Source organism: Clostridium sp. CTA-19, from assembly GCF_054767855.1.
The window spans coordinates 65958-85514 of the sequence record NZ_BAAABH010000017.1; the positions used below are offsets into that span (position 1 = coordinate 65958).

The 19557-nt window shown below is 25.0% G+C and carries 20 protein-coding genes and 1 pseudogene; 5 read left to right on the forward strand and 16 right to left on the reverse strand.

Going from position 1 to position 19557, the window contains the following annotated elements; translation table 11 throughout:
• The first annotated feature begins 305 nt into the window (after positions 1 to 305).
• Positions 306 to 1646, forward strand: a complete 1341-nt coding sequence (locus ACYUE0_RS10995) for a Na+/H+ antiporter NhaC family protein (protein ID WP_460270559.1) — start codon at positions 306 to 308, stop codon at positions 1644 to 1646.
• A gap of 127 nt (positions 1647 to 1773) precedes the next feature.
• Here the strand turns inward: ACYUE0_RS10995 and ACYUE0_RS11000 are convergent.
• From ACYUE0_RS11000 to ACYUE0_RS11015, 4 genes and pseudogenes are all read right to left on the reverse strand, one after another.
• Positions 1774 to 2543, reverse strand: a pseudogene (locus ACYUE0_RS11000) (DUF2087 domain-containing protein).
• A 199-nt stretch (positions 2544 to 2742) separates the two neighbouring features.
• Positions 2743 to 3114 (reverse strand): ATP-binding cassette domain-containing protein, encoded by a 372-nt coding sequence (locus ACYUE0_RS11005; RefSeq protein WP_460270579.1) that lies wholly within the window; start codon positions 3112 to 3114, stop codon positions 2743 to 2745.
• Between the two features lie 55 nt (positions 3115 to 3169).
• Positions 3170 to 4063: a GNAT family N-acetyltransferase gene (locus ACYUE0_RS11010; protein WP_460270560.1), complete on the reverse strand. Its 894-nt coding sequence runs from the start codon at positions 4061 to 4063 to the stop codon at positions 3170 to 3172.
• Between the two features lie 122 nt (positions 4064 to 4185).
• Positions 4186 to 4935, reverse strand: coding sequence for a nitroreductase family protein (locus ACYUE0_RS11015; RefSeq protein ID WP_216450988.1), 750 nt, complete (start codon positions 4933 to 4935; stop codon positions 4186 to 4188).
• A gap of 310 nt (positions 4936 to 5245) precedes the next feature.
• Between ACYUE0_RS11015 and ACYUE0_RS11020 the strand changes: the two genes are divergently transcribed.
• Positions 5246 to 5437 carry a DUF6440 family protein gene (locus tag ACYUE0_RS11020; protein ID WP_216450987.1) on the forward strand — a complete coding sequence of 64 codons (192 nt, stop codon included), beginning with the start codon at positions 5246 to 5248 and terminating at the stop codon, positions 5435 to 5437.
• A 293-nt stretch (positions 5438 to 5730) separates the two neighbouring features.
• Here ACYUE0_RS11020 and ACYUE0_RS11025 read toward each other — a convergent pair whose 3' ends face one another.
• The 10 genes from ACYUE0_RS11025 to ACYUE0_RS11070 all read right to left on the reverse strand — a co-directional run bounded on the left by ACYUE0_RS11025 (position 5731) and on the right by ACYUE0_RS11070 (position 14041).
• Positions 5731 to 6642, reverse strand: a complete 912-nt coding sequence (locus ACYUE0_RS11025) for a transposase (protein WP_460270562.1) — start codon at positions 6640 to 6642, stop codon at positions 5731 to 5733.
• A 286-nt stretch (positions 6643 to 6928) separates the two neighbouring features.
• On the reverse strand, positions 6929 to 7099 hold the full coding sequence (locus ACYUE0_RS11030; protein WP_010299334.1) for an aspartyl-phosphate phosphatase Spo0E family protein: 171 nt from the start codon (positions 7097 to 7099) through the stop codon (positions 6929 to 6931).
• A 67-nt stretch (positions 7100 to 7166) separates the two neighbouring features.
• Entirely contained in the window at positions 7167 to 7943 is a 777-nt protein-coding gene (locus ACYUE0_RS11035; RefSeq protein ID WP_460270564.1) for a GNAT family N-acetyltransferase, read from the reverse strand.
• 1 nt (position 7944) lies between these two features.
• Positions 7945 to 8793: a hypothetical protein gene (locus ACYUE0_RS11040; protein ID WP_460270565.1), complete on the reverse strand. Its 849-nt coding sequence runs from the start codon at positions 8791 to 8793 to the stop codon at positions 7945 to 7947.
• Between the two features lie 11 nt (positions 8794 to 8804).
• Complete coding sequence (locus tag ACYUE0_RS11045) at positions 8805 to 9704, reverse strand: alpha/beta fold hydrolase (RefSeq protein WP_460270566.1); 900 nt, start codon at positions 9702 to 9704, stop codon at positions 8805 to 8807.
• Between the two features lie 185 nt (positions 9705 to 9889).
• A complete protein-coding gene (locus ACYUE0_RS11050; protein WP_460270568.1) occupies positions 9890 to 10306 on the reverse strand; it encodes a GNAT family N-acetyltransferase in 417 nt (138 codons plus the stop codon).
• 44 nt (positions 10307 to 10350) lie between these two features.
• Positions 10351 to 10842 (reverse strand): HIT family protein, encoded by a 492-nt coding sequence (locus tag ACYUE0_RS11055; protein WP_460270569.1) that lies wholly within the window; start codon positions 10840 to 10842, stop codon positions 10351 to 10353.
• 29 nt (positions 10843 to 10871) lie between these two features.
• On the reverse strand, positions 10872 to 11636 hold the full coding sequence (locus ACYUE0_RS11060) for a class I SAM-dependent methyltransferase (RefSeq protein WP_460270570.1): 765 nt from the start codon (positions 11634 to 11636) through the stop codon (positions 10872 to 10874).
• Positions 11637 to 11927: 291 nt separating this feature from the next.
• The gene (locus ACYUE0_RS11065; protein ID WP_460270571.1) at positions 11928 to 13370 is read right to left on the reverse strand and encodes a HAMP domain-containing sensor histidine kinase; all 1443 of its coding nucleotides are present in this window, start codon (positions 13368 to 13370) and stop codon (positions 11928 to 11930) included.
• Positions 13349 to 14041, reverse strand: a complete 693-nt coding sequence (locus ACYUE0_RS11070) for a response regulator transcription factor (RefSeq protein WP_460270572.1) — start codon at positions 14039 to 14041, stop codon at positions 13349 to 13351. Before ACYUE0_RS11070 ends, ACYUE0_RS11065 begins: the two co-directional genes overlap by 22 nt.
• A 357-nt stretch (positions 14042 to 14398) precedes the next feature.
• On the opposite strand from ACYUE0_RS11070, the gene ACYUE0_RS11075 reads away from it, so the two are divergent.
• Genes ACYUE0_RS11075 through ACYUE0_RS11085 form a run of 3 tightly spaced genes read left to right on the forward strand, consistent with a single transcriptional unit; the run spans position 14399 to position 16790 of the window.
• Positions 14399 to 15145: an ABC transporter ATP-binding protein gene (locus ACYUE0_RS11075; RefSeq protein ID WP_460270573.1), complete on the forward strand. Its 747-nt coding sequence runs from the start codon at positions 14399 to 14401 to the stop codon at positions 15143 to 15145.
• A 29-nt stretch (positions 15146 to 15174) separates the two neighbouring features.
• Positions 15175 to 15987: an ABC transporter permease gene (locus ACYUE0_RS11080; RefSeq protein ID WP_460270575.1), complete on the forward strand. Its 813-nt coding sequence runs from the start codon at positions 15175 to 15177 to the stop codon at positions 15985 to 15987.
• Positions 15988 to 16004: 17 nt separating this feature from the next.
• Complete coding sequence (locus ACYUE0_RS11085) at positions 16005 to 16790, forward strand: hypothetical protein (RefSeq protein WP_460270576.1); 786 nt, start codon at positions 16005 to 16007, stop codon at positions 16788 to 16790.
• Between the two features lie 159 nt (positions 16791 to 16949).
• Here ACYUE0_RS11085 and ACYUE0_RS11090 read toward each other — a convergent pair whose 3' ends face one another.
• Together ACYUE0_RS11090 and ACYUE0_RS11095 are read right to left on the reverse strand one after the other, a co-directional pair.
• On the reverse strand, positions 16950 to 17846 hold the full coding sequence (locus ACYUE0_RS11090) for a GNAT family N-acetyltransferase (RefSeq protein ID WP_460270577.1): 897 nt from the start codon (positions 17844 to 17846) through the stop codon (positions 16950 to 16952).
• 21 nt (positions 17847 to 17867) lie between these two features.
• Positions 17868 to 19557, reverse strand: a 1690-nt coding sequence (locus ACYUE0_RS11095) for a M3 family oligoendopeptidase (RefSeq protein WP_460270578.1), incomplete at its 5' end; no start/stop codon positions are given.

The window sequence follows — 19557 nt, forward strand, 5'->3', positions numbered from 1 at the left end:
CCTCATCCTATAAAACTTCTTTAATATAAAATATTTTATTATAAATTTTTTTATAAAATTCTTCTTTCTTATATATTTAATCATAAAAAATATACTATGCAAAAACATAATATATTTTAAAATTATATAATTTTTTTAAAATAACCTATACTTTTAACTGATTATACTTATAGAAAAAATTCATTTGTCTCACATTATAATTCGTGTTACCATAATCTTAATTATAATTGTACTACTTTTAGTCATAAAATTACATTTTTCTACTAAATATAAATATTAATTTTCAATGAAGGGGCGTTTATTTTATGGATATAATTTTAGCTATGCTTTTCACATTTTTTATACTAATTCTTTCTGTTTATAAAGGAATCTTTGTTGGATTTCCATTATTATTAGGATTTTTGATTTTTACTTTCATTTCATTTAAAAAAGGATTTATGATAAAAGATATTTTTAAAATGTCAATTGCTGGAGGAAAAAAAGCTATTGTTGTTTTAAATGTATTTGTATTAATAGGTTGTATAACTGGTATATGGATGGCTTCTGGAACAGTTCCTGCAATAATATATTTTGCTATAAAATATATGAATTTAAATTTTTTTATATTATATGCTTTTCTAATAAGTTGTATTGTATCCTTTCTTTTAGGTACATGCTTTGGTACAGTAAGTACTGTAGGAGTAGCATTAATGTTAATGGCTAAAAACGGAAATGCAAATATAAATATTGTTGCTGGGGCAATTATTGCTGGGGCTTATTTTGGTGATAGATGTTCACCTATGTCTTCTAGTGCAAATTTGATATCAAATTTAACTGAAACCAACCTTTTTATAAACGTAAAAAATATGTTCAAGACATCATTACTTCCATTTATTTTATGTGTAATTTTCTATACAATCCTTTCAATAAAACATCCACTAAATCTTACGCAAAGTAATATGGATGTAGAAATACTAAATACTTTTACAATAAATTGGATTATTTTATTGCCAGCAATACTAATTTTAATTTTTTCTTTATTTAAAGTAAACGTTAAAATATCTATGCTTGTTAGTATTCTATCCGCCTGTATCATTGCCATAATATTTCAACATTACACACTAGTACAAGTTTTTAAATTTATAGTTTTAGGATTTAACTTAGATTCTCATAACTCATTACAAAATATATTCAAAGGTGGAGGAATTATATCCATGTGTAAAGCAGCATTTGTTGTTTTTATTTCTTGTGCTTTAGCAGGTATATTTAATGAAACAAATATGTTATCAAATATTGAGGTCATATTAACTAAAGCTCAAACAAGATGTAGTTTATTTATATATACTACTATTACTAGTATTTTCACTGCAGCCTTTGGATGTAATCAATCTATTGCTATTGTTTTGACACATCAACTTATGGATAAAAGCTATAAAACCAAAAATATTGATAAATATAAATTAGCTATAGATTTAGAAAATACAGCAGTTTTATTATCTGCACTTATACCTTGGAATATAGCAGCATTTGTTCCAACTACTACTATGGACGTTAGCGGTGTAGGATTTATGCCCTTTGCTTTATATATATACCTTGTTCCATTAACTAATATCATATTTCTTAAAATTTCAGATAGAAAAAACTTAAAATACTCTATAAATAGTTGAAATCTTTTTAAATTAATATAAGTCAATATATAACTTATATTAACAAGAATATACGATTATAAATTATAAAAGCTAGTAATTTTACTATTACTAGCTTTCAAATATACGTTATTTTTAATTTTAAAAGTTATTCTTTAACCCAATAACCACTACAGTCATTTGAACGTTCAATAAATCCATACTCAACTAATGCTCTTCTTAAAGAAGCATAATCCTCATATATTCTTTTTAAAATTCTATTTATTTCTTTTTCAGAATAAATTTTCCCTTTAGAAAAATTCTTAACTACTTCTTTTAATATTATTATTTTTTCTTTTCCTTTGATGGATATGTTTTTATGGCACCTGTTTCATCCATGTACGTTTTAATTATAGTATTTCTTTCCTTATCAGTTATATTATATCTATCGTCTATAGTAGTTGCTGTTTTATGAGGGTCACACAGAATATCTTTATCTACTTTATTTATTTTCCTCTTAGTATCCTTTGAAATTAAATCCATAATAGCCAAAAACAATCGTGCTTGCTTTTCTTTTTCTCTTAACTTATAACGATGATTTCTAACAGTTGATTGCGCAACACCAAGTTTTAATGCCATCTCTTTATCACATAATCCTTCAGCCATCAACATTAATAATTCTCTTTGAACATCAGATATGCCAGTAAAACTACTATTCATTCCTAATAAATATTCTATCACAGAACTATGCTTGTCTTTTATATGCATTTCCGTTGTTTTTTTAGCATCATATAAACAAGATTCTATTTCATAGATTCTTCCCTTTGTAAATATTTCCTCACAAATTATGCATTTATAACTATCATCATTTTCTACATACCCTTTTTTCACTTCTTCAATAGTTGCATCCCAAAATAATTCTTTGTTACTTTTATCCATATTATCCCCTCCAATATTATCTATTACTTATATAATATAGTTTTATTTAAGTTTTGTCTATATATATACAAACATTTTTATTATTTGTTTGTTTTTATTGATTTTTTCATAACAAAAAAACTAATAGCATATACACGCTATTAGTTTTTCCTGAACTTTGTTAATATAATAGATGTTCTATTTTTATTATATATGCTTACTACATATTCACCGCATCATATTTCTTAACCCCATTTTTAAACACATAGAAAAATATTATCATTAACATAATTGGAACTAAAATTATTATAAAAACATCTATATTATTATATTTATTCAACGCTATTCTACATGTTATAAATATTGTTCCTTTGTCAGGTTTCATAATACCACACAGCATTTTTATAATAGTTGTTTTTCCTGCACCATTTAACCCTATAATACCTATAATTTCACAATCATTAGCAATAACATTAAAATTTTCAACTGTAACTTTTTCAGTATATTGTGGATTAATTAAATTACCTATAACACCTTTACCACAATGCTGCTTTATTTTGAATGTTTTACTAATTTTAGTTGCACTAATAATTTTGACCTCCTATTAATTACTTATATATAATTTTATTTTAAAATCTTATACACATTTACCTTTCTCTATAAATATTAGAAATTACAGTATCATAAAACCCTACCGCTTTATATATATTAACTGCTTCATTAATAATGTTTGTACTTAAGTAAACACATTTAACTCCATCATCAATTGAACTATTTATTACATAGTTTACTAAAGCCTGTCCTATTCCTCTTTTTCTATATTTTTCATTTACAACTACATATTCAAGTCTTGAAAAACTTATATCTTCTAAATAAGCCCAACAAACAAATCCAATAACCTTATTTCTTTCATTTAAAACACAGGCTAATTTATATTCATTGTTTAAAAGTTCCTCCATTTTTTTCTTATTACCATTCCACCTAAAAGCTTTATCTAGTAATTTAAAACTTTCATCTATAATTTTTTTATTACTTTTATCAATTGAATTTATTTTCCATTGAGATTCTTCTTTTTTAACCCCATTAATATCATAACGCATTTCTCTTGACGTTCTTCTATACTTCCATCCCAATTCTGAGTAGCATTGATCTAATACAACATTTTTATGGGATACTACCGCTTCTAGAGTATTAAATATCTCCATTTTATTATCTAATACCAGATTTATTATTATATTAAGACCTTCTTTAAAGTGAAATTCTTCATTCACAATAGGACCAATAATATATCCATCTCCTTCATTAGGAGTATATAAGTAACCACTTATCCCAATAGGTTTATCTTCATAAAATATAATATATATACTTTTTTCCAATGTATTTTCATACATTTCAACTTCTGCTAACAATTCTTTCATATTATCACACTTAGGGTAACCCAGTTCATATTCTCTATTGACTCTTGAATGCTCTAGCATCTTCTCTACAAAATATTGATCATCCTTTGAAAAAGGTTTTAAACTAAACATTTTCTTTCTCATAACAAATTTCTCCTTATCCCTTGTTATTTATTTTTTAATCTTATAAATATATCTATTATATTTAAACATATTTCAATATATATTCTTAAAACTCCTCCTAAACTATTTAATAATTTATTTAATTATAAATCAAACTTAGATTCTTTTAAGTTTTGTCTAATACCATATTCTAGCTTGTCAAGCTCATCTTTTTTAAATTTATTATATGCATAAGCTTGCCCTAGATTATAAATATTTTTCAACTTAAAACTTTCAAGATTTTCTTTACTATTTTTCATTAAAAACAGAGTTTCTTTTTCTTTATACCATTCTATAATTTCTTCCTCAGTAGGCTCTTTATAAGTATTATAATGAATAATAGCTTCCTTTGGTAGCCTATCAGAAAGCTTTCCATTATTATTAGGATATCCTAAACATATCATTCCTGCTGGAAAAGTATATTCTGGATTATTAATAACATTTTTTACATTTATAGAGGTTATATCTCCATAATAATATGCACCAAGTCCTAAACTTTCAGCAGCTATAACAATATTCTGTAATGCAATTAATGCATCCCAAATAGCAATATAAAAACCTTGCAAACTATTCACCCAACAATTATCTACTACTTTATCTACTTTAAACCATTTGCTAGTTCTAAATTGATCTGCTAATGCAATAATTACCAAAGGAGTATTATAAACACCTAACTGATTAAGTTTATTCTTATCATTAATAACAACAAAAGAATAAGATTGTAAATTTCCACCTGTAGCCGCCCTTATACCAGCATCAATAATTTCTTCAATGATGTTATCTTCAACTTTCTTATCTAAAAAGCTTCTGATAGATTTATGGTTTTTTAAGTTTTCAATTACAGCATTACTCATTTTACCACCCCTTTAACAATATTAACTAAATATACTCCAAATACTTCATAATTAACAGACTGTTATTTATTTCCTTTTTATGGTATAATTATTATATAGAATAAATATCAATTATAGCTTTTTTAAATATAACAGGCAGTCTATTAAAGACTACCTGTTTTTACATTTCTATAATCTAATTTAGCATTATTATATCTATTTTCCTTATCACTTTTTGTTTAACTTAACATTATTCTAATATAAAAATTTATATATAATGAGAATTTAATTCTATATTTCACGAAACATATAAATTTAAGGAGGATTTGAAATGTTTAAAGATAAAAGCGATAACAAAAGATTTGAAGTCATTTATAAAGAAGATAATGTCTCTGGTTGTAAAATACTTGTAGACAAAGAAACAGGAGTTCATTATTTATTTAGTTGGACTGGATACGTAGGTGGAATAACTCCACTCTTAGATCAAAATGGTAAACCAATTGTTTCTCCAATTAACAAATAACCCCTCCCTAAAAGGTGACAGTTATTAAATACTAAAAGATATATCATATTTTAGTATATTACTGTAATTTTCTTTAAATTTAATAACTGTCACTAATAAAATAGGGTATTTTAAATAGTTAACAGTAACCAACTATATATAATACCTAATTAAAAGTTTCAATATCATATTTTTTGAAATAGCTTGTACAATTTTTAATAAAAAATATCAGTCTTAAATTTTTAACCTATTTTTTCTGTGAAAGTTTTAATTTTAATTTTTTTGTATATATATTTTAAATTTTAATTTTCAAACTATCCTATGAAATTTTCAAAAATCATTTTATAATGGCTATTATTTATAACTAGTTTTATAGCTCTATTTCCTAATTGAGATATCCTACTAACACTTAAACTCCCAAGATTCATAGCTACATCCTTGCATTTTTTTCCACAAAATGCTGTTGCAAGTAATGTTACCATAGCTCTAGCGTTTTGATTGTAACTTCTATTTCTTATAAATATTTCATTAGACTGTATATTTTCTTTTTTAGCTACAAAATTTACTACATCTTCTATTTTGTAATCTGATTTTAATATCCCCTTTTCATTAATATATTTTTCTTTTTTACTCTTAATTCTTAAATCTACTTTTTTCAAATTATCTACATGTTCTTCCATAGTATATTCAAATAATTTGGCATATTCCTTTCTTGCTTTCTTTTTATTTTTATCTAGAAATTCTAATATCCTTTCTTCATCCAAAACCCCGAAAAGGTCTTCTTCTCCTAAATAAGTTGACATACTTGAAAATAAATATTCTTGTGGACATTCTCTAAAGCCTGGTAAATCTTTTGCATTTCTATGAATATATAAGGATACTGCCAATAAATACCTATCATTGTCTATTATTTCACTTTTGAACCTACCTTTACATAAACGTGAATCTAATTCATATTTCTTATTATAGAACTTAACATATCTTAAATTTAAACTTTTCATTATTACAGAAATATCTTGATCTTGACAATCTATAAGTAAATGAGCATGATTGTCCATTAAACAATATGCGTATAACTTAAATGGATATTTCGTTTGGCTTTCTTTTAACTTAATCATAAAAGTTGCTTTATCTACATCTGATTTAAAAAGCAATCTATCTTTAACACTTTTTATAATTATATGATATATTGCATATTTTTCTTTTTTTCTTGGCTGAGTTGGCACTTTAATACACTCCTTAATTTTTATGCTTTTATTTTGATACTTGACACATTGAACTTTTATATTCACTTTTCTTATCTATAACACCTAACTCTTATGAATGTATAAAATAAATCCGCAAATTTTATTTTTCTTATTATGGTGACAGTTATTAAATTTCTAAAACAACTTTTATAAACATATATTATCATTTAAATATTTAATGACTTTTACTTAATTTAATATAATTTTTGAGAAATTTATGAAATACGCCTCGAAGAAGGGGTTTTATTTTAACCCCTTCAGCTGTTTACTTTTTCAATTCTTTGAGTATATCATTATAATTATTCAAAGCTTGATCAAGTTTTTGGCTTGCTGCAATGACTTCTGGATGTAGTAGGTCAGATTTCTCATTAATTAAATCTTGAAGTTCTTGTCTCATAACCAAAATAATTTTTTGCATATCTTCAATTTTTCCCAAAATAATCCCCCCTTCATTATAATCATATAATAAAGGAGGGATTATTTTGAAATTTAATAACTGTCACTTATATACGTCTCAAATCGATACAGTACGTATCATAGTCCTCTTTAAATATATATCCTAATTTTTTAGCCAATGCTACTGAGGGTAAATTTGCTGCATCCCAACTAGGATATTTATTTCTACTTAAACAATCTAAAATCAATGACGCACAAACTATTGTAGCAAACCCTCTTCTTACATAATCAGGATGAGTATCAACTTCAATTTCTATACCATCATCATAAACACTGTAAGAAGATGCAACTGACACTATTTTATCATGATGTAAAATACAATATCCTATTCCCTTTTTTATATAGTCCTCTATAGAACTATACTGACTTGTTATATCCAGCGAAAGATCTTGTAATGATTTAGAATACGCTAAATATGAATCTATTTTTTTTAATTCATATCCATCGGGAATCTTTTTTAAAAACTTTTTAAGCCTTTCTTCTTCTAAATACTTGCTACTTTTCTCAAAAGAATATCTTTTAACTTTCTCTACTCGTCCCTTATGAACCTCTTCTATGCGCTTTTTCCATTCGTTACTCTTTACAATTACTAAGCTATATTTAGGCAAGTTATATAACATTTCTTCTGCCACATCAGAACTTGCATCCCCTGCAAAGAACACAAAAACTCCAACTATAATTTGTACCACTTTAGGATTTTTTATATCATCAACCCATGCTTTTCCCATATGGCCTTGTAAACATGATAAAATCATAGTATCATCCATGCCATCAAACATATGAAACAAACCTTTTTTCAAATCACTATCAGCTTCATAAAACATCTTAAATCCCCCTGTTAATATACCGTGTATAAACTAAATTATTAGCTTTATTTACAAATTCTTCTGGTTCCCAATATCTTTTATCATTTAAATATAAAATTTTTTCTTGAATATTGGGTTCTATTTTAACCTTTGATTTTACAATGTTTACATCTTCTTTTGATGAAAATATTATTGCTTTTATATAATTTATGTGTAACTCCTTAAATATTCTAAAATCGTGTAGTCCATCAAAACATTTATCCCTTATATTGCTCAAATTTTTAAAATCAAAATACATTCTTACACCTGGTTTATATCTTAATTTTATATTATCATTAATTTTTTCAAACTGCCTTGAAGCAACAACGATTTCTGATGCTATACTTTCACAATTACAAAAGTCTATATAATCATAAAAGTCCGTTGGTTCATTTAACTGAAATCTCACAGTATTAATTTTTTTACCTCTATTTATTAATTGATTATAACTTAAAATTTTATTATCTTTTAATATTTCTATAAAGCTTTCAATAGTTGTAGAATGACATAAAAATTTATACTTATTCAAATCTAATTTAGGTTCGTCAAAATTATTTTTTAATTCGCAAAATAACTTAAATGCAAATTCATAATCCTCCGCCCATATAATTGCTTTTCTATTATATTTATTCTCATAAGTAACACAATTAAACAAATTAAAATAATCACCTATAATCCCTAAACACCATATACCATTTTTGGCTCTACCACTAAATTTATAATTTTTATTTAAACAAATTAATGTATCAAATCCTTCTTTTTTCCCTATTTTTTCTGCTATAAATTTACTTTGTGGCCAACTTTCTTTTTTAAAGATATATATTTCCATATACTAAAATCTTAATTACATTCTATTAATTTTTTTATTTCAGTAATTATAACATCTGGTCTAGTTTCATTTATGCAGTGATTGCTATTTTCTATAACTTTCAATTCACTTTTATTAGATAAATTTTTTAGCCCATCTACTAAACTCCCCCATAAAGCTTCAATCTGCTCTGCTTCTAGTTTAGGAATACCTTCTTTAATCATTTCATTAATTGAATAATTACTATCTCTTTTAAGTATTACTGTAAAAACATTAGGAAACTCACCATCATTTTTCATATTAATTATATTTTCTCTTATATCTACAAGCTCTGAAAGTTGATTTTCATATATTTGTGGTCTTATATCAAATTCTAAAATTTCCTTTTGAATATCCTTGGGTAGATTAAGCTGTTTACCTGCCAACTTTGGTTTTATTTCATCTCTTAATTGGTCTTTAGTATATTTAGAGTACCTTGTCCATAAATTTAAATATACCTTATCTGAACCTGTTTTGTTTGACACTGGAAGCTCTAATTTATCAAATTGCTTACCACCATAAATTGATGCTGACTCAACAAGTAACATACTTTCTACTTTTTCTGGATATAATCTTGCAAAATGCTGAACACATGCACCACCATATGAATGTCCTACTAATATAATTTTTCCCTCTATACTTAAGTCATTTATTATACTATATGCATCCATAGCTGCTATTTTAGTGTTACTCCTATTGCTATGAAGCTCGCTATTTCCAACACCTGCTCTGTGAACAACAATAACTGTTGCAATTTTTGATACTTCATTTATAATATCTAACCAATGATGAAACCCACTTCCCATGCCTGGCATAATTAATATAGTTTTTTTGCCATTACCTTTAATAAAACATTCAATTTTTCTTCCATTTATATTTATAAATCTTCTCATAAATCATCATCTCTTTTAAATTTTATTTTAATGATTTGTTTCATTAATAATACTATAAATTTCCCTATCTTCAAATTTTTCAGTCCATATATTGTATATAGAATCTTTCTTTACTCCTTCTTTTCTAAAACCAAGTTTTAAACTTAAGTTTATAGATGCAATGTTATTAGGATGTATATTAGCTTCTATTCTATTCTATGCAATCCTATTTCATTAAACCCATAATCAATAACTACTTTTCCAACTTCACTCATAATTTTCTTATCCCAATAATTCTTATTTAACATATATCCTATATCAGCCTTAAAATTTACTTTATCAAAGCTATGTAATGTTATAAAACCTATAATATTATCATTACCTTTATTAGTAATTCCCCAGCGGATAATTTTCTTATTTTTATATGCAGATTTAAAAAAATTTGCTGCTTTCTTAGCTTCTTCTAAACTCATCATTGGCTTCATTTGTTGATATCTTACAGCATCATCATTAGAATAAATTTCATAAAACTCCTTATAGTCATTAAATTTAATTTCTCTAAGAATAAATTTTTCTGTATCTAATTTAGGAAACTTATCCTTAAAAATATCTACTTTTTTCACCCAAATCACATCCTTAGTTAACTCTACTTAATAACTAACCTAAGTTAAATATATATTATTTTATTAAACTCATCTTTTACCATTTTAGCTATATTTAATACTCTATTAATCTGAGTATCAGTCTTTAAATTTTCTCTAGCATATTTCATTATTTCTCTAATTGCCGGCAATGAATTATCAAACTTTTCATCTATCCACTTGTATCTTGGAAATAACCATACATGAAAATGCTTTGACCTTTCTTCTTGTATTATAGTTACATCTGTAAGGCTGTCTATTTTTTCTAGAATACTTCTACTCTTATATATAAGCTCTGACAACTCTACCATTTCATTCATTCTCAATTCACTTATAGATCTAATGTGTTTTTTACTCACTATAACTAAAAAACCTTCAATAGGCACCTCTAAATCTTGTTGAATGATAAAATTTTCTGTTTCATAAATTATCCCACCTGGTATTTCCATTTCCTTATTAGAAATTGAACATCCTATGCACTCAGCTTCACAATTATTGTTTAAAATATCTTTAACCATAAACCTGTGCTCTCCCATGTCTTATATACTTATATTTTATTTAATTTACACCAACTAATTTCTGTGTTATATTCTAAAGTTACTTTGTCATTTTCACTATATTTATTAAATAATTCCTTTAATTCAACCATCATGCTTTCAAATTTCGGATTCTCTTCACTAGGCATATATGAATATGAACAAATTAATCCCTTTAACCCTTCAAAATCCACTTCTTGTCTATTTATTAAGTTGTTCTTGTGTATAATTTCATCCTTAAAAAATTCAACTTTAGAATCTTTTATAGATTCTTTAATATATTTCTCCCCATATTTTTCTGTAAAATTTAAAAATTCACTCATAAATTCATCGGATTTTTTTGGTATATTATATAAAATTACAATTGAGCCATTCGGCTTTAATATTCTTTCAAATTCTTTTCTTGTCTCCATGGTTTCAAACCAATGAAATGCTTGTCCCACAGTAATGACATCTACTGATTTTTCCTTTAGATTTGTATCCTCAGCACCACCATTAATAGAGTGAAAATCATTGTATTCTCCAAGGGATTTTTCAGCTACTAATCTCATATTCTCATTAGGTTCGACGGCATAAACTTTATTTTTATTCTCTAAAAAAACTTTACTTAGAATTCCTGTGCCTGATCCTATATCTGCAATTATACTCCCCTTACTTAGTCCGATAGTTTCTTCTAAATACTGTATTATTTCTCTAGGATATGTTGGTCTATATTTCCCATAATTTTCTGCGCGATTATTAAATCTATTCTTTGGATTAAGTTCTTTTAAACTCATATAAAATTCACCTTCCAATTCTTTCATAATAAAATTCATTGTATTATTTTAAATATTCTTCAATATCACAACATTCTTTAATATTACAATATTCTTTAATGAAATATCTTTGATTCTATATTCCTATTACAGTATAATTATTAATAAATTGTTAAACATCCTTATTATTTTGCTAAGTTTAAAATAATTATATTTATATTTTAAATTCTTATTTTATTTGACATTTTAATTTATAATTTATTACTACATTAGAAAATATACATATCATGTTTTCTTATATAGTGATTTCACCTAATTTTTTAATGGTAGTAAAAATTCTACAGTTGCACCACCATTAGCATTGTTATATGCATGAATTTTACCGTTGTGTTTTTCAACAATAAGTTTGCATATATAAAGTCCTAATCCAGAACTACTTTTATAGGCTATATCTTCATTGCCTTTATAAAATTTATTAAAAATAATATCTGTTTCATTTGTAAAACCTTTACCAGTATCTGAAACTCTAAATAAGAGTGAATTATCTTTTAAAAAACTTTCAAGCAATATTTCATCATTTTCTTTTGTATGTTTTAGCGCATTTGATATAATATTTGAAAGAGTTTCTTCTATTCTAAAGGCATCAAAAAAGCAACTGTCTGTACCTTTGAATGAATGGGAAATTACAAAATTTACTTTTTTTTCATCACAAAGATAAGAAATGTTTTCTTTAATACATGAAATAAACTCTTCTACGTTCACATTTTGCATATTCAAAGATAAGTTTGGTCTTTCTAAATCCCATACTTCATTTAACTGATTTATTAGTACTCTTACTATATCAGCATTGTTTAGTAAAATTTTAATATATGACTCTTTTTCTTTTTCTGATATATTATTATAGTTACCTGAAAGTAATTCCAAATGCCCATGTATAATAGTTATTGGAGTTTTTATATCGTGAGTAAGAGCTAAAATCATATCTTTTCTTTGTTGTGTCATTAACCATTGTGTTTTTAGCGAATCCTCTAAAGCCAATCTCATTTCCTCAAAAGCTAATAAAACATCACCTATTTCATTTTCATAAGACAAGTCTGTTGTAAAATCTAGGCGTCCATTTTTAATTTCATCACTCATTATAATTAATTTTCTAAAGCTCTTCTCAAAACCAAATGAAAACAATAATGAGAAACTAACTGTGACTATAATATTAATTAAAAATATTGCAATAATAGAAAATAAACTAAAAAAAAGTTCACAACCTATTTTTTGAATAAAGTTGTCAATAACAGTAGTTTCTACAATAGGATTACTTATATATTTTTGGACAAAACCACCTTTTAATTCGTTATTAAAAATTAATGGAGTAAAAACAATCATATAAGTTTTTTTATCAATCTTATTATACTTTTTTACAGAATATCTGTTAGATTTAATAGAAATTTCTTCAGGCAGCTCACTAGAATTTGAAGAATATAAAACATCCTTATTTTTTAACAGTACCCAATAATTAAAATTTTTTTCCTTTGTCTGTTTATCTATTTCCATTTTAAAATTCTCATCAAAAATCTTATCTATATTTCTTGTTGCATACATTTCATTTGAACATGCCAATTTTTTATTATAACTTATAAATAACACTGAACAAATGACAATACTAGAAATAATAATTGATACTATAGTAGTAAAAATAAAGAACAATATAAATTGGGTTTTTATCTTTAGTTTTTTATTTATGTATTTGAAGACTCCCATTTGTATCCTATCCCCCATACAGTCTTTATATAATTTTTAGATATATTATTTAATTTAAATTTACCTCTTATTCTTTTTATATGTTCAGTTACAGTGTTAAGATCACTTTCACTGTCATATCCCCATATAATTTCAAATATTTGTTCTTTAGAAAATACTTGTCCCGGATGAGTGCATAAAAGTTCAATAATTTCATATTCTTTTTTAGCAAAATCTATTATATTTTCATTTTGTTTAACAGACTTTGATATTAAGTTAACTGATATATTATCAAAATCTAATTTAGTTCTTTCTTTTTTTATTAAATTTTTGCAGGTTCTTTTAAAATGAACATTTATTCTTAAAATAAGTTCTTTTAAAGAAAAAGGTTTTACTATATAATCATCACCACCAACTAAAAAACCTTTAACTCGTTCTTCTTCAAGTCCTCTAGCAGTTAAAAAAATAATAGGACAATTAACATTTTTTCTAATTTGTTTGCAAATATCAAACCCATTTAAATCTGGAAGCATTACATCAAGTAAAATTATATCTAAATCTTCCCTTATTTTTTCTAAAGCTTCATATCCTCTTATAGCAAAATCAACTTCAAAACCTTCAAATTCTAACGCAGGTTTTATAAAAGAAATAATTTCTTCGTTATCATCTATAATGAGTATCTTTTTATTCATTAACAATAATCACCTCTTATTCTATACCTTTTAACATTAAACATAAAAAACTTTAATATATAAAATTTCTAAGTGTAACTTATCTAAATTAGTCTACTTTTATTCCAAATATATACATAATGGTATATCTTTACTATGTTTATTGCAAGTATAAACTCTTAACTTATTTAGTTGTATTTAATTAAATGATAGATTTGAAATATATTTTACAAATTTGATTTATTATTTTATTTCACATGTTAAAGTTTATAAAAAGTTTATTTTCATCTGTTTATATAATAATAGATTCTTCCTATATTTAGTTAAAACAAACTAAATATAGGCGTGAAAATATATTAACATAGGGAGTTGAAATAAATGGATAATAAAAAAATTGAAATTAAAAATGTAAGTAAAACTTTTAGAAAAAGAAGAGTAATTAAAAATGCTTCATTTGAAATTTTAAGTTCAGATATTTGTGGCTTTATAGGGCCTAATGGTGCTGGTAAAACCACACTAATGAAAATGATAACAGGATTAATTAGTCCCGATACAGGAAAAATATTTGTAAATGGTGTGGATGTAACTAAAGATAGAGAAAAAGCTTTATTTGGAATAGGTGCTGTTTTAGAAATTCCAGTATTTTTTGATTATATGTCAGGACGAAAAAACCTTCAAAACTTAGCTAGACTTAATTATGGTATGACTAGAAAAGAGCAACTTGAAAAAGTAGAAGAGGTATTAGAAATTGTAGGGCTTAAAACTAAAGATGATGATAGAGGCGATGATAAAGTAAAAACGTACTCTTTGGGAATGAAGCAAAGACTAGGACTTGCTCAAACATTACTTAATAATCCATCAATAGTAATACTAGATGAGCCAACTAATGGACTTGATCCTTTAGGTATGAAAGAACTAAGAAATTTAATATTAAAACTTAGAAATGAAAAGGGAATTACTTTTTTAATATCAAGTCACCATTTAGATGAGCTTCAAAAAATATGTAATAAATATGTGCTTATAAAAGATGGAGATATAAAGTGGAGTGGCAAATCAAATGCACTATTAGATTCTATAGGAGATACTAGAACATTAGAAGATGTTTTTATGGAATCGATGCGCTAAATCTGTTAAAAAGCTATGAGGTGAATTTAATGTTTAAAAATATTTTTATTTATGAACTCGAAAAATTTTGGTTGAAAAGGATTAATATACTCTGCTTTATTAGTATACCAATAGTTGTATTAATATCATTAAAATTTGCATTAGAAACTAATATTAATGCAAATTTTACAGAAGTAATATTTAGTTCTAATATGAATTTTCATATATCAAGTCTTCAGGAAATGTTATTAACTGCCTTTAATCTAATTATAATAATTTTTTTCATATTGAGTTTTAATGAAGAATATAGAAAAGGAAATTTAAGGTTAGCTTTTTCAAGAGCAATTTCTATAAAAAAGCTGTATATAGCTAAAGTTTTAGTATTAGCTTTAAATATATTTTTAATGCTTATAGTTCACTTTTTTATCGCTATTATTATAGCTAATATTTTTTTGCCTAAAGTTAGTGAGACGGCATTATTCTTAAAAGAAGGATTATATAGTTTTAGTAGTGTAGCTTTATATACTATTAAATATTATTTTTTAGCATATTTAACATTGATAGCATTTGGAAGTATGGTTCAATTTTTTTCTATAAAGTGCAAAACAATAACAAATGCATTAGGAGCCAGTATAGGTGTATTATTTATAAATATTATTTATATGGCAGTTATACTTAGTTTTTGTAATGAAACAAATATAGATAGCTATATGTCTATATCAACAATTTATACTCAATTTAATGGAGCTGCAAGTTTTGCTGCTGGAATTACAAATATTTTTCTAATTAGTATGATAATAATTATTTTAATTTTTCAAATTTTATCATATTTATCATTCATAAGTGAAGATTATTTAGAATAGAAAGGATGAAAAGTTATATGAGAGGATTAATTTTAGCTGAGTATGAAAGAATTTTTCAAAGAAAAAGTACTAAAATATTGTTTGGGATTTCAATCCTATTTCAAATTTTTAATTTTATGTTACTTCAAGTTCATTGGAAAAACAGTACAGTAATTTTAAAAAGAGGAGTAGAACTTCCCCTTGATAATCTTAATTATGCAGTTATGCAATTACTAGATTTTAATGTTATTTTAATATTCATTATATTGCCATTATATTTTTCAGAATGTTTAAGTTTAGAACTTGATACAGGCGCTTATAAAATGATAGTATTAAGACCAATAAAAAAGTGGAAACTATTAGTATCTAAGTGGATAGCTATAGCAAGTACTTATGCATTAACTTTATTATGTGTTTATTTAACAAAGACTTTAATTGGATATATGTTTATGCCCAAGGTTAAATCCACAAAATATTTTATTTTAAATTCCTCTGTAGGAATAGGCGGTTCTATAATATACAACTTAAAATATTATTTAATAATATTTTTAATACATTTATCATTACTTGGTATAACTTCATTAATAAGTACTGTAGTAAAAAAACCTATTTTAACATTTTTAGGAAGTATTACTTTTATACTTACCTCAATATATTTATTTAAACCAATGTTTGATATATTTTTTAAAACAACTGAAATTGGATACTATATTTTGGCAGGCTCCTATAATTTTAATAATATATATATTGTTTTACTCATTACTTTGTGTTGTTTAGGAACGTCTCTCTTTATTTGGAATAAAAGAATAGGTAAAATGGTATAATTCACAATTAAATTTAAAACACCAAGTAATAATGTAAAAAGTAACATTTTATCATTATGTACTCGGTGTTTATATTGTTTTTGTGTTTTTAATAATCTTCAATATAATATTATAAATAAACAGTATTTCAAATTTACTACTTCAACTTATTTTTATCACTTATATAAGCTGCATATTAATTAATTCGCTTCCCTTTAAAAAACCTAGCTTATAGTATAAATCTTCTGCCTTATTCCCTATATCTACATACAATCTAATAGCTGAATATTCTTCATTTAACACAGTAAGTGCCTTCTTTATCATATTAGTACCAATTCCTCTACCTGAGTAACCTGGTTTCACAGCAATTTGAGAAATTAATGGCCACTCTTTCCAAATAGATATATAACAAAGCCCTACTAAATCTTTAGTATGTTTATCATATACAAGTGTTGATGCTTTATTTAAAATACCTTTTCCTAAATTATCATCAAAATACTCTTTAACCCATGAAGTATACTCCTCTAAACTATAATTAAAATTTAATCCTTCATTATTTTCAAATGCTTCATATAAAACTTTTCCCATTTCCAATTCATTTTCTTTATTAGGTGAACAAACATAAAAATCATTTTCCCAAGTAATATCAAAGACTTCCGTTGGTCGTATCATCCAACGTCCACTCTCAACTCTTACAAATCCTATACTTTCATAAGATTCAATTTGATGTAGATTAACTACAGAAGCTTCAATAGGTTTAGATATATCTGACCACTCAACTAAAACTTTTTTAAGCTTTTTTAGTATGATACCTTCATCTAAACAGGGTGGAATTAAAAATAACCCTTCTATAGAATTAGGTTCAATAATAACCCCACCAACTTTTTTATCATCCTTTATTATCCAAAAACAATTATCATCTTTATCAATAATTGAACAAACATTATCATAACTTTTTTCAAATGAATTATTTATATAATAAATTCCATAATATTTAGAAAACACTTGATTTTCTGCTCTTGCAAGGGTATATCCTTCTTCTAAATCATATTTAAATATTTCTTTTAAATATGTCATGTACACTCACCGCCTTATATATCATATTAACTTTTCTTCTATATCAAGTATCCATTCCCTTATACATTTTATAATATATTTTATACTTTCCTCTTCAAAGGGATTTTTTAGATTCCCTAATTTAATAATTTCTAAAAATGATTTACTTCCACCAGCTTCACATACTTTCATGTAGTCATTCCAAGCTTCTTTACTATTTAATTTAGATTTGCACCAAAAATTAAATGCTACTATTTGTGCCAATCCATAATCGATATAATAAAATGGATCTACAAAAATATGAGCTTGTCTTAGCCAGTATCCACCTTTATTTAAAAAATCATTTTCCCCATAATCTCTATATGGAATATACTTCATCTCAAGCTTTCTCCAAATTTTATTACGTTCTTCATATGTAGCCTCTGGTTTTTCATATACAAAATGTTGAAATTCATCTACTATAACAATATAAGTTAATAAATATAATTGAGTAACCATATGATAAAACTTATATTTTTCCATATCTTTATCAAAAAATTCTTCTATCCATGGTTCTATTAAAAATTCCATGCTCATAGAACATATTTCTGCAACATCTTCAGATGGAATTATATATTCTGGTATATCATAATCTTTACATAAATATAATTGAAATGCATGTCCCAATTCATGAATAATTGAATTTAAATCCTCTGTAACTCCGTTATACACTAAAAATACGAATGGAGATTTATATCTAAAAATATACTCACAAAATGCAAAAGATTCCTTATTTTCTCGTCTTTCAATGTCAATAAGATTATTTTCAAGTATATATTTAAAAAACTTTCTCGTTTCATCTGATATTTCTTCATACACCTTTTGTAATTTTTTTATAATATCTTTTTCTTTTATATTTAATTGAGAATTTCCATTTTTAAATTGTATAATCTCATCATAATATTTTAATTTATCTACACCAATTCTTTTTCCCTGACGCTTTGCAAGTTCCTTATTTAATGGAACAACATACTCTAGTATTTGTTTTCTAAAGTTAGATACCATATTTTTATCATAACCCACTCTTTTCATACGTGCATATCCCATATCAATAAAATTTTCATATCCCATTTTTAAAGCCATTTTATTTCTTACTTTTACAAGTTTATCAAACAAATTTTGTATCTCATTTTCATTTTCTATATATATTTCTGTTTGAGCTTCATATCCACTTTTTCTTATTTCTCTTAAATCAGAGTTTATATATTCATTGAACTCATATATTCCAATAAATTTTCCATCAAATTTTTTTCTACTTTTTAATTTGTTAAATAGCTCAAAATAATCAACCATAATCTTATTTTCTTCTTGTAATTCTTCTATTATTTCATCACAAACACATTTCATCTTCATTCTTGCCAAATCAAAAAGTTGATTCCCATATCTACACTTAATCATTTTTTTAAATTTCGAACTATCTAAAGCCTTATAATATTCGCAAATTAATCCATCCATAATAGGTTCAGCATCTGCATAATACTCCATTTCTTTACTATAAAACTCGTTATCTACGCCTAAACATTTTCTTAATTCACAAATAACTTTCATAGATATAAATTCATTTCTAATTTCATTAATTTCATCTATTACATAACATTGATTTTCATAAGAATCACTATTTCTAAAATCCTCTATTAACTTAAAAACTTTTCTTTTAGCTTCTTCTATATCCACCCTTTTATATTCAAAATCT

Excerpts from the sequence above, each read along its gene's own strand:
- ACYUE0_RS10995 (WP_460270559.1), top strand. The coding sequence starts at position 306 with ATGGATATAATTTTAGCTATGCTTTTCACATTTTTTATACTAATTCTT.
- ACYUE0_RS11010 (WP_460270560.1), bottom strand. The coding sequence starts at position 4,063 with ATGAGAAAGAAAATGTTTAGTTTAAAACCTTTTTCAAAGGATGATCAA.
- ACYUE0_RS11015 (WP_216450988.1), bottom strand. The coding sequence starts at position 4,935 with ATGAGTAATGCTGTAATTGAAAACTTAAAAAACCATAAATCTATCAGA.
- ACYUE0_RS11020 (WP_216450987.1), top strand. The coding sequence starts at position 5,246 with ATGTTTAAAGATAAAAGCGATAACAAAAGATTTGAAGTCATTTATAAA.
- ACYUE0_RS11035 (WP_460270564.1), bottom strand. The coding sequence starts at position 7,943 with ATGTTTTATGAAGCTGATAGTGATTTGAAAAAAGGTTTGTTTCATATG.
- ACYUE0_RS11040 (WP_460270565.1), bottom strand. The coding sequence starts at position 8,793 with ATGGAAATATATATCTTTAAAAAAGAAAGTTGGCCACAAAGTAAATTT.
- ACYUE0_RS11045 (WP_460270566.1), bottom strand. The coding sequence starts at position 9,704 with ATGAGAAGATTTATAAATATAAATGGAAGAAAAATTGAATGTTTTATT.
- ACYUE0_RS11055 (WP_460270569.1), bottom strand. The coding sequence starts at position 10,842 with ATGGTTAAAGATATTTTAAACAATAATTGTGAAGCTGAGTGCATAGGA.
- ACYUE0_RS11060 (WP_460270570.1), bottom strand. The coding sequence starts at position 11,636 with ATGAGTTTAAAAGAACTTAATCCAAAGAATAGATTTAATAATCGCGCA.
- ACYUE0_RS11065 (WP_460270571.1), bottom strand. The coding sequence starts at position 13,370 with ATGGGAGTCTTCAAATACATAAATAAAAAACTAAAGATAAAAACCCAA.
- ACYUE0_RS11070 (WP_460270572.1), bottom strand. The coding sequence starts at position 14,041 with ATGAATAAAAAGATACTCATTATAGATGATAACGAAGAAATTATTTCT.
- ACYUE0_RS11075 (WP_460270573.1), top strand. The coding sequence starts at position 14,399 with ATGGATAATAAAAAAATTGAAATTAAAAATGTAAGTAAAACTTTTAGA.
- ACYUE0_RS11080 (WP_460270575.1), top strand. The coding sequence starts at position 15,175 with ATGTTTAAAAATATTTTTATTTATGAACTCGAAAAATTTTGGTTGAAA.
- ACYUE0_RS11085 (WP_460270576.1), top strand. The coding sequence starts at position 16,005 with ATGAGAGGATTAATTTTAGCTGAGTATGAAAGAATTTTTCAAAGAAAA.
- ACYUE0_RS11090 (WP_460270577.1), bottom strand. The coding sequence starts at position 17,846 with ATGACATATTTAAAAGAAATATTTAAATATGATTTAGAAGAAGGATAT.